At 37.5% G+C, this 11,730-nt stretch carries 10 protein-coding genes and 1 pseudogene; all 11 read right to left on the bottom strand.

Annotated features, from left to right (window positions below):
- Positions 1-695, bottom strand: a pseudogene (locus M014_RS0111930) (biotin/lipoyl-binding protein); the annotation flags it as partial.
- Between the two features lie 282 nt (positions 696-977).
- Entirely contained in the window at positions 978-1,424 is a 447-nt protein-coding gene (locus M014_RS0111925; protein ID WP_026591939.1) for a hypothetical protein, read from the bottom strand.
- 203 nt (positions 1,425-1,627) lie between these two features.
- Positions 1,628-2,968: an MFS transporter gene (locus tag M014_RS0111920; RefSeq protein WP_026591938.1), complete on the bottom strand. Its 1,341-nt coding sequence runs from the start codon at positions 2,966-2,968 to the stop codon at positions 1,628-1,630.
- Positions 2,969-2,987: 19 nt separating this feature from the next.
- Positions 2,988-4,022 carry an ABC transporter substrate-binding protein gene (locus M014_RS0111915; protein WP_026591937.1) on the bottom strand — a complete coding sequence of 345 codons (1,035 nt, stop codon included), beginning with the start codon at positions 4,020-4,022 and terminating at the stop codon, positions 2,988-2,990.
- Positions 4,019-4,801, bottom strand: a complete 783-nt coding sequence (locus M014_RS0111910) for a DUF3919 family protein (RefSeq protein WP_026591936.1) — start codon at positions 4,799-4,801, stop codon at positions 4,019-4,021. Before M014_RS0111910 ends, M014_RS0111915 begins: the two co-directional genes overlap by 4 nt.
- Before the next feature lie 66 nt (positions 4,802-4,867).
- Positions 4,868-6,298, bottom strand: coding sequence for a HAMP domain-containing sensor histidine kinase (locus M014_RS0111905; RefSeq protein WP_026591935.1), 1,431 nt, complete (start codon positions 6,296-6,298; stop codon positions 4,868-4,870).
- Between the two features lie 11 nt (positions 6,299-6,309).
- Positions 6,310-6,981, bottom strand: coding sequence for a response regulator transcription factor (locus M014_RS0111900; protein ID WP_026591934.1), 672 nt, complete (start codon positions 6,979-6,981; stop codon positions 6,310-6,312).
- A 106-nt stretch (positions 6,982-7,087) separates the two neighbouring features.
- Positions 7,088-8,080 carry a UDP-glucose 4-epimerase GalE gene (gene galE, locus M014_RS0111895; protein WP_026591933.1) on the bottom strand — a complete coding sequence of 331 codons (993 nt, stop codon included), beginning with the start codon at positions 8,078-8,080 and terminating at the stop codon, positions 7,088-7,090.
- Between the two features lie 99 nt (positions 8,081-8,179).
- On the bottom strand, positions 8,180-8,875 hold the full coding sequence (locus M014_RS0111890; protein ID WP_026591932.1) for a CTP--phosphocholine cytidylyltransferase: 696 nt from the start codon (positions 8,873-8,875) through the stop codon (positions 8,180-8,182).
- Entirely contained in the window at positions 8,872-9,846 is a 975-nt protein-coding gene (locus tag M014_RS0111885; RefSeq protein ID WP_026591931.1) for a DMT family transporter, read from the bottom strand. Before M014_RS0111885 ends, M014_RS0111890 begins: the two co-directional genes overlap by 4 nt.
- A 2-nt stretch (positions 9,847-9,848) precedes the next feature.
- A complete protein-coding gene (locus tag M014_RS0111880; protein ID WP_026591930.1) occupies positions 9,849-11,723 on the bottom strand; it encodes a phosphocholine cytidylyltransferase/choline kinase family protein in 1,875 nt (624 codons plus the stop codon).
- Positions 11,724-11,730: the final 7 nt, after the last annotated feature.

Raw genomic sequence — 11,730 nt, 5'->3', positions numbered from 1 at the left:
TCTTTAGATGCAATTTGTAGAAATGATTTTCCTTGTCCGCCCATCGCTTGCGCTGAGTTTTGTGCTGCATCTTTATCTAGCTTTTGGACAACGCCAGCAAAATTACTATAAATTGTGAGTTCACCTTGCTTTTTCTTTAACTCTTGTGATTGTAATTGGCCTTTTTCTTTCTCTAGATCACTTGTTTTTTGCTGTATTTCTAATTCACTTACTTGCTCTTCTAACTGATCTGTTACTTCTTTCCCCGCGCCACTATCTTTTGCCTTCTTAATATCTTTCTTTAATGAATCTATTTTCTTTTGTGCCTGATCGTAGCGCATAGTAGCCATTTTTTGCTCAAGCTCAGCTTGTTTCAGTTGTAAATTGATTTCTTCATTATCATAAGAGAATAATTTCGTGCCCTTTTCTACTTCCTGTCCTTCTTTTACTGCAATATCTTTTACTTTTCCTTTTGTCGGATCTGCGTAGAAGCTCTCAATATTTCCAGGTTTTACTTGTCCAGAAATCAACTTCGTATTGTTAAGTGAACGTTCTGTTACTTTCTCAAAGCTAACAGCATCTCCCTCAGCCGCGCCCTTTTTCTTTCCTTGCATAACAAAAATATTGACGGCTGCAACGACGACAATTAGTGCAATAACTCCGATGATAATCCATTTCTTCTTTTTATTTGGAGTACGAACGGTATTTGGTAACATATCCTCTCTCCTTTTATATCTTAATATAGTGGTTATTTAATTATGTAAAACTTTCAGAAAACGATAGCGATATAAATCCAAGTAAAAATAGACAGAGAAAATAAGTGCAGGTCAATACGACTTACATATTGAAATATCAAAATGAATTTATATATTTTTACATTATTACGATTTCTTTACAAAGTTTTACATCAACACTTATATTGTAACAAAAATACAAATGTTTAGAAATATAACGATTTATCTTTTAAGAAAGTTTTAAGGAACCTAAAGAAAACCGCCTTACATCAGGCGGTTTGGACATTTTCTCCAAGAACTCGGTTTCTCTTCATCCAAGTCATACTCAAACGGAAGAGTTGTCACGTCTTTTCTCATCTCACGCGGAATATTCTTTTCTACCGTTTGAAACGCTTCATATTCATCTGTGCGCATCGCTCTTTGCACAATGCCTTCCGGGTTATCACCTTGCATGTCCAACATCCAGCCCGTTTCACTATTTAACTGTTTACGAAATTCATCTTTTTCCTCTTCATCTGGAAACATGCTTCCGTTCACTTCCAAATATGTTTCTACTTTCATCGGAAGCCACTCTACTTCATAATCTTCAACTAAACAAATCGCAATCCCGATCGGTGTACTACGAACGACAAAATCAAATGTACAATCTCGCTGTGTAACAGTTGCTGAACAAAATAAAAATTTCTCTACCTCTGATACAAAAATCCCCACATTTCAGCATCTCCTTTATACATAATAATTTGTCTTGCTAACTTCTAGTAAATTTTAACATTCGTTTTTGAAGATATTGTAAAATGGATGTTAATTTTCTATATATAATATAATTTCACTTTATATAAATCTTCACTGACAAGATGCACATAAAAAGAGCTGCCCAAAAGTAGTGCTTTTGGACAGCTTCCTTACATAAACGATTATGCAATTTTGCTCTCAGGGCCTTTTCTCTCATGACCAAATTGAACGATAAATAAGAATACAGTAGATAAAATACCACCCGCTAATAATAGAATGAAACAGCCGTCCCAACCAGAGCGATCAACGATAACACCGATCGCTGCGTTTGCAACAAGGCTTCCTCCTAAATAGCCGAACAGGCCACACATACCAACTGTTGTACCTACTGCGAATTTTGGTACTAATTCCATTGCACTTAAACCAATTAAAAATTGTGGTACGTAAATTAAACAACCAATAATCGAAACTGCCGCACTCACAACAAGTATATTCGATGCTTGCCAGTATACTAGCGTTCCGATAACAACACCAACCATACTAAATACACATAGTGGCATACGTTTTCCTTTAAATAACTTATCACTTAGCAGACCTACGATTAATGAACTTGGAATTGCCATTGCTTCAAAAATTGAATATGCTGCATGCGCTTCTGTTTTTGTAAATCCTTTAACCGTTGTTAAATAAATCGGTACCCAGTTAATAACACCGAAACGAATTAAATATACAAATGCGTTCGCAATACATAAATACCAAATAAATTTATTTTTCACTACATATTTCATCAAAATTTCTTTTGGTGACATTTTGTTGGCATTGTCTGCCTTCTCAAGACCTTCATAGTCATTACGATATTCTTCAATTGGTGGAAGACCGACAGATTCTGGTGTATCCTTCGCATTCACCCACATAAGAACTGAAATGACCATTGCAATGATCGCAGGGAAGATAAACACGCCGGCTTGCCAATGACTTTCACCGAAAATACCAATACCAATTCCAACAAGTGGTGCTACAAGCATCGCACCAACATTATGCGAAATATTCCAAAGTCCTGTTTTTGTACCGCGCTCTTTCTTCGAGAACCACTTTGTCATTACGGTACTACAAGGCGGTGCCCCCATCCCTTGAAAAATATTATTAAAAACTAATAATGTTAAAATCATTCCAAATGAAGATGCAAAACCAAAACAAATATTTATAATTGCCGATAAGAATAAACCAACCGCAATAAACCGCTGAGCATACGCTTTATCTGATAAATTTCCCATAAAGAACTTACTTAGTCCATACACAATCGCCGTAACGGAACCTAATAAACCATATTCCGTTGCACTAAAACCATATTCTTTCATTAAGTACGTACTAGATAACGTAAAGTTACTACGAACTAAATAATACGCTGCATACCCAACCGAAATTCCCAGTAACACGCGAATCCGTAGTAGTGTGTATACTTTGTCAATCATATTCGCTGGCAAACGCTCTATTGCTGGTGCAGGCTTAAGCCAATTAAACATATCATCTCTTCTCCTTTTCTCACTTTTGAGAGAGACGTTGTCTATTCCATATCTCGATTACTCTACCATCTGATACGTTTTTGCTCGTTCTTCTAACAGGCTGACCTTCTATTTCTTTCTGATTCTTCGCAAGCATCGTTGGTACGCCAAACGAAACCTTTTCTAAAATGTGCCCCGCTTCTTCTGATAAACAATAATCAATAAATAAATCCGCTATAATACCACTCGGTGCATGTCTCAGTTTAGAAATCGCATTGACAGATAACCCTGTTTGCTCAGGCACGTTACTTAAAATCGGAAAGCCTTGTTTTTGAAGCATCCGTTGATCTCCCATAAAATTAATTCCGATCATGTATTCACCACTTGCAACATATTCTACGGGCATGTAACCATTCACCGTTACCTCCGCTACCTGCCTCGCAAGCTCCTTTACATAATGATCAGCCTCTTCTTCACCAAATGTATCAACAAGTGATTGGAACAACGTATATGCTGTTCCTGAAACATTCGGATCAGGCATGATAATCTTTCCAGCATACGCAGGATGTAATAAATCTTTCCACTCTGACGGATAGGAAAGCCCCAGCGGCGCTATTTCCTTATTCCATCGCTCTTTATTAATCGCGATGGCAAGCTGCTCTACTTCATAGCCATGCCAAAAGCCATCCTGATCTTTAACGGCTTTTGAAATGCTACTTGCATGCTGACTTATAACAGGAATAGATAGATTTTTTTGCTTCATCATTTGATGCGCATCCAATGTACCGCCAATGATAATATCGGCTTTTGGATTTCCCGCTTCTTCTTCAACTCTTCTAAGAAGCTCCTCCGTAGAGAGGCGAATAAATTCATACGTACACCCGCGCGGTTTACAAAACGATGATAGAAGTGCTTCACCGACTTCTTCACGCGCTGCTACATACGCAACTAGATGGCGATCTTTTAAATTTGGAAGACCATTTTTACTATATTTGATAGAGGTAGTATCTCGAGAGCAACTAGACATCGCTCCTCCAATTACTAGCAAAAAGAAGAAAAAGGCTATCTTTCTCATGAAACATTCTCCTTTACAAATAGATTTGCTAGGGAGCCTTTCATATACATCACATTCCCATTATTATCGCCAAGGTATTGCACGACAAAGTAAGAAGGATATACAGAAATCGTTAATATATCCTCACGTTCATTCTTTACATGTTTACCATTTTGATAAGCAGTAATATAAGCGATTGGATTCTTCTGCGATTGCAGCAATTTCTGGATCTCTCCATAGTCCGTAATTTGCTTTGCTTGCCGAATCGAATCAAGTATTGGCGTAAGATTCGTAGTACGCACTACATCACCTTCTCGCAAGACAACCTCTTTTGCTGATGCAAAGAAATCGCTAATACGCTCTGGCGTATAATATAGGCCCAGCAAATATGTTTGGAATGCAGAAATCATAGGATCTGTCCCCTTCTTCCCATATACATTTGCCTCGTACTGGAACAAGTCACCTACTGCAAAAGTACGCCTATGTCCATTCAAGTACGTTACTTCTCCAGTAAATACTTGTTCGTGGATCTTCGCTTCAGTTTGCTTCATTCGAATTCGGTCAAAGAATGAAACAATCGCATGTAGACGAACTTCATCTGTTACAACTACTTCTCCCCACTTCTCATGTCTTACCTTCACTTCAGTAGGAAGAGATTCACTTGCTCTTTCTAAAACAGCCTGCTTGTCATCTAGGGTTGTAACGCGGTTATACAATTGCTTTTCTATAACATAAAACAAGATAAGAGCCGCAATCGTACAACAGACAAACAAGAGAATTTGAAATGATAGCCTTTTCATTTCTGCCTACCTCCACAATAAAAAAACGTTGTTTCGAAAATACCGCATAATTGTTTCATAAATGTATCATTTAATCGCTTTCAATTTTTTTATACCTTCCATGTACCTTGGTAATAACAATGTGATAACTACCAGCGTTCCCATTTCCTCACTACTTTCAATTCGCATACTTCCGCCCTGCTTGTTCATAATCTCCTGACAAATGAACAAACCATATCCATTTCCATAACTAGAGGAGAGTACTTTCCCTTTTGGAGAACGATTCCATTCTGCAAGTATCGCTTCATCTATACCAATTCCATCATCATGGATAAGAATTTTCGCTTCATGTTCATTTTTCGCGACATTTATCCTCATTTTCGTAGCATCACTATATTTAATCGCATTATCAAACACATTCAAGAAAATTTGCTTCGTCTTATCAAAATCAGCAACTACATTCACTTCAGATAATTCATTTATAACTTCTATTTCATATTGCTGAAGACGAGGCTTCACAATCGAAATTGCTTCTTCCGCAACTTGTTTTATATTTACAATCGTCGGAGAGACTTCAAACGTACTCGTCCCATACTTTGAAGATTGTAGCAACTCCTCAACGAGTGATAATAGACGCTGACTTTCAATCGAAACATAATGAAGGCTTTCTTCTACATCTCGCGCAGATTGCAATTTTGGAATTAAATCTACATATCCGATAATTGCAGTAAGCGGTGTTTTCAGCTCATGCGTAATTCGGTCTAAGAAATCCTTCTGCTTCTCTTTCTCTTCCTTTAGCTGCGTCATATGAAGTTCAATTGCATCAGCCATCGCATTGAAAGACGCTGATAACTGGGCGATTTCTACATATTCATTTAGCTCAATTTTACTTTTATAATCCCCATTTGCAAGCCGCTTTGCCATTTGTCTTAACTGATCAATTGGCTTATGAAGAGATTTCGCTAAACGAATCGCAAAGAAAATGCCGCCGGCTACTAAACAAATCGATGTAATGAGAAATGTCCAGCTCACATTCGTTAAAACTTCTTTCTCATCTTGTAATTCGTTAATAAAGCGAATTGCCCCAATAACATCGCTTCCATGATAAACGGGACTCGAAAATAAAAGAAGTGGTGCTGGGTCACCATTTTCAAATACATATGCCTTCTTTCCTCGTAACGACTGGTCAATATCTATATTCTTATGAAGCAAAGCTCCTTTCTCTGTATCCGCAACGACGTCTCCATTCTTCCCAATCATCTGCACACGGACATCCATCCGCTTTGCTAAATAAGAAGCAATCAAAAGCGAATTCGGTCCTAGCGTCTCCACTTCTTCTTCCTTCTCTAAATAGTTCATCGTGTAAATTTGCGCTTCTACACTTAATTTCTCTAAAGAACCTGCCGCATTATGATACATATTCTTTTCTAATGCAATGTAAACAACCGTATAAAGAAGAAACAAAATTGGAATCAATAACCCTACTATACCAAGTACCATATTTCGTTTTAACGACATCTTATCACCTTTTAACAATCTAACTTATAGCCGACGCCATAAATTGTCTTAATATGTTCTCCGCTTGCTCCAAGCTTCTTCCGAAGGCGCTGCACCATAATATCAACTGCTCTCGTATTTCCGCTATACTCAAAGCCCCACACTTTCTCCAATAGCTCATCACGCATAAACACGCGATGCGGATGTGAAGCAAATAGCTGACATAAATTGAACTCACGATACGTTAAATCAATTTCTTCTCCATTGACATGTACTTTCCGTTCCTTCGGATAAATAACCAATTCACCAGCACGGATCATTTCATATCGTTGCAAAGTTTCTTTCTTCGTCGTGCGCCGTGCCATATTCTTTACCCGAAGAATCAGTTCTGCATAATTGAATGGCTTCGTTACATAATCATCAGCACCAAGCTGCAGTCCGAGCAGCTTATCATTCATCTGGCTCTTCGCCGTTAACATAAGTACTGGAATATCTCGGTCCTTCTCCCTAAAGAGCCGAAGCAGCTCATAACCATCCGTATCTGGAAGCATCACATCTAAAATCAATACATCGGGCTGCTCGTCCCATCTTTGCAAAGCCTCTTTTCCATCAGCTGCAGTTAGTACTTCATATCCTTCCATCTCTAGCTGCATACGAATTAAATTGCGAATGCTCGATTCATCATCGACTACGAGTATTTTCATGATTCTCCTCCTTTCGCAGTACATTTTAGTATAGCAAATATCCTATACAAAAAAAGAGTGCACTATCGAACATATGTTGAACGACAATACACTCTTTTTTATTATTTTACTTTGCATACCCATTCGGCTTACTTTGATGCCAATTCCACGCATGCTCAATAATTGTTTTCATATCTATATATTGCGGATTCCATCCTAATTTTTCCTTTGCTTTTTGAGAAGATGCAACAAGGCGCGCTGGGTCTCCAGCTCTTCTTGGCGCAACTTCCGCTGGAATTTCATGCTTTGTTACTTCGCGAACTGCTTCAACAATTTCTTTTACACTAAATCCGTTACCGTTCCCTAAGTTATAAAAGTCGCTGTCCCCGCCATTTTGTAAATCCTGAAGTCCAAGGAAATGAGCAGCTACTAAATCATCCACATGAATATAATCACGAATACATGTACCATCTGGTGTATTGTAATCATCACCAAACATCATGATTTTCTCACGTTGCCCTAAAGCAACTTGCAATACAAGCGGAATTAAATGCGTTTCAGGACGATGATCCTCACCAATCATACCACTTGGCGTTGCACCAGCTACATTAAAGTATCTAAAGACCTTATATTTCAAATGAGAAGCTTGGCTATACCAATGCAACATTTTTTCAATCGCTAATTTTGTTTCTCCATATGTGTTCGTAGGGTTTGTTGGTGTTTCTTCTGAAATTAACTCAACATCTACATCGCCATATGTTGCGGCAGTTGATGAGAAGATAAACTTATCAATCTTAAATTCTTCCATTACCTCTAGTAAACATAGTGCACCATATACGTTGTTATTATAATATTGTAGCGGCTTTTCCATACTTACACCGACTAAAGAATCCGCTGCAAAATGCATCACTGCGTCAATTGTTTCTTGCTTAAAAACGTCTCTTAAGAAATCTTTATCACGAAGATCACCCTTATAAAACTTCACGCCTTCTGTAATTGCATCTTCATGACCTGTTTGCAAGTTATCAATTACGATTACAGATTGTTCCTCATCAACTAACTTTTTCACCGCGTGAGAACCAATATAACCAGCTCCGCCACAAACTAAAATAGATACCATATTTTCCACCCAACTTTTCATTTTTTTAACTCTATAAATCTAGCTTAGCTACTCTTATTTTATATAGCAAGAAGAAATTCCAACTATTGTATACCACTACTATTTGGCTAAAACAGCGAGCTTTTCTTCTACCTTCTGTAAATCCTCTACAGAATCAATTTCAAAACTATCATTGCTATCGATTTCGTACAAATGAACATTTAAATCTTGAATGTTATCTTTTACAATATTGTCCCAGTACAGTTCACTGAAATTTTCCTGATCTACTGCTTCTTCTAGTTTTTTCACAATATGGACACCATCTTCTTTTGACCAATAGGAAATACCACATAAGATGTAATCATCATCACCGTCACCAATTTCAATATCATATACTTTACGATTTTCATCATACTTAATAATCCATTCATTACGGAAATCTTCTTTCTTCGCACTAAAATATAAAGATGACGCTGGGTTCTCTATAAAAATATTACGGTGTAAATAAACATCCGCATCCATTACATATGCCTCTTGTAAATATTCACGAACTACATACATTGTATAAATATTGTTATATACATCATACTTGTCATTGTGCACAAGCTTCACATTATACTTATGGGCAAGATAGTCGAATTTCTCTGCTAAGTAACCTGTAACGACAATAATTTCTTGGACGCCGATTTCTTGTAAGTATTCAATTTGACGCTCTAACATCGGCTTGCCGTTTACCTCTACTAATGATTTGGGAGTCGTTAACGTTAATGGGCGTAAACGTGTTCCCATACCTGCTGCTAATAAAATCGCTCTCACGTTACTTCACCTCTATATTTTTTCGCTTTCATAAATTCATTTATATCTGCAACCGTTAAAATTGCGCCTATAAGAATCGCAACACAACAAATAATTAACTTCCATGAAAAAGGTGACCCTAATACTAACATAGAAATGACAACCGCCCATGCAGAATACGTAATGTTAAGCGCCATTGCTTTTGTTGGTCCAATTTCATGAATTGCCTTATAGTAGAATACATAAGAAGCTGTTCCAACTAATGCAATCACAATGATTAAAATAAACTCACTGCTCATCACAACTTCTCTTGTTAAGAAATGTCCGCTCGCTACAGGTAAAATCACAAGTCCATATGTGACCGCTGAAACAAGCTGACGAATTTGCAAGGCCTCTTCAGGGGATACTTCTTCATCTTTCATACCGTACGCACAGATTACACACTCTAACCCCCAGCCAACGATACAAATCAGGACGAAAATAAATCCTAACATATAGTTTTCAGTCGCAAATCCGTCCCCTGTAAATCCAAGGATGATAATAAATGTAATACTAATAATAAGCCCAAACCAATTCCAGGGGCGAAGGCGATCCTTCAAAAACAAGAATGCAAAAAGTGCACCAACCGCTGGATATACCGCTGAAATCGCAGCTGTATAAGAAGCCCCGATATATTTTACAGCTAGTACATAAAACGTCATACCAACCGGCCCGCCCATAAGTGCTCCTAACATAACGAACCGTCCACTTCTCGTTTTCAGCTTAGAAAAAACCGTTCCCAGCTGCCCTTTTATCGCCATATATATCATCATCCATAACGCTGACATAAAGTCATGCAAAAATGTACTCACAAGCGGCGCAAGCAACACAACTTGTTCTGTTGCTAACATAAGTTGTGAAGATAAGATAATCCCAATCAATACCGTATCTACAGCCCAAGCAAAACCAGAAAAAACTCCATACAATATGCCTGTACTTTGCTTTTCTCTCATTTTCATACCTCACACGCTAACGCTAAAAAGAGCTGTAAGTTTTTCTTCGCACGATGATAGCGATCTATTCCATATGTTCCAAAATCACTGCCTGTACTTTCTTTAATCTTCGTCCAAATACTCCATAAGAAATCTTGGAAAATCTTATTCATCAATATTCTTTCTTTATAAGACTCTTCTACTGATCCATTAAAATAATAACTTAAAAACAGTTCCTCATCCTCTAAAGAAAAATCACATTCTAAGCTATGTGCGGCGATATCCCACATCGGATCGTTCATGCCCCCATATTCCCAATCAATTAAATACACTTTGTCTTCGCCGCTCTTAACAAAGTTTTCAGGAACGGTATCATTATGACAAGGCGCGAGCGTAACATCCATCGCCTCATACATATCCTTTAATTGCATTATTTTGCTCTTCACTTCGACATAATCATCGAAGTTAGAACCGTTTACTTTATTTAATAACCCTTCATAATGCTCGACTTTTTCAAATACATTAAAAACGTTATTCATCACGATATCCGAACTGTGTAATTTCTTTAATATATTTGCTGTTAATATCATATTGTCACTGCGTTTTGCCGTTTTTGGATTTAATGTTTCTGCGTTTGGAATAAGTTTCGCTAACTTCACACCTGTTTCTGCATTAAAGTATAAAAGTTCCGCATCGATCCCTAAATCGCTTGCTAAATTAGCCGTTTCCATTTCATCACGGCGGCTAATCATGTCTTCCGTACCGCTTCCTGGAATACGTAATACATATTCCTTTCCGCCTGCCATTACTTTGAAATTCGTATTCGTCATACCACCAAATGACTGAATATTCGTAACTTGCTCTTCTGAAATAGAAAGCGCCTCTAAAACATATCTTTTAATTTGTCTTTCTTTAAACTCTGCTTCTTTCTTCACTAAACGAGGATATATTTTATTTTTCACAACTTCATACTGCTTCGTTGTATCAATCTCTGCCCATACAACATCCGATAACTTTGCATAACCGACGTCATACAACCTTGCCGCATCAAGAAGTAAATATTCATAGTTCACATATGGATTTTGATTATGACGGAATGTTGCTAACATGTTCATGAACACTTCATACGAGATTTTAGAAATCCCAACCATCTCACCATCAATACGATTTAACTGATGAATATCTTTTGAAATTTTATAAAGATAGCCATCCTGGAGCTCAACAAACGCTTCATCACCAGATCCACTCTCATTTGTAATCAACACACAGTCCGGTTCTGGATGATGTAACACTTTAATAAGAGCCTTCTCTTCGATTAAAATATCATCTTCAATTAATAAGAAATCATCTGTAATAAGCTCTTGAACCTCCGCTAGTGATGCCATTGATCCCGTCCACTTATACTTCGGATTTTCCACAAAATGCACATTATAACGGCCTGACCAACCTTCAAACTGCTCCTTCTTATAGCCAACTACCACTACAATCTTTTCAATCCCATTATTTTCAAGAATTTCTAAACTACGATCTAGCAACAGCTTTTCCCCAACCGTTAATAAACCAGATGGCTTCCCAAAATCATGGCGCTTCCCAGCCGCAAGAACAACAGCTTGCGTAACCTTCTTTCCCTCTTTATGATGAACTCTAATCTTCTTCCCTTGGTACGCCACTAACTCCTGGCGCATATATTCAAAGCCTTTCTTATACAAATAATAATTCATGTGCTTTCCTAACTTCTCGCTATAAATATATTGATTCTTTGCCAAATCATTCATAATATAATTTACTTTACCAACAGATATATTGCAGTGCTCTGCAATCTTTTTTTGGTTCATCTGTGGATTTTGATTAATAACTTCTAATACATTTAATACTTGCTGTGTAGCGCCCCTCTCCATAACCCCA

Origin of the sequence: Bacillus sp. UNC437CL72CviS29, from assembly GCF_000482345.1 — a bacterium.
GTDB lineage: Bacteria > Bacillota > Bacilli > Bacillales > Bacillaceae_G > Bacillus_A > Bacillus_A arachidis.
Note: the sequence above shows the minus strand (reverse complement) of the source record. Positions and strands in the feature narration are given on the sequence as shown.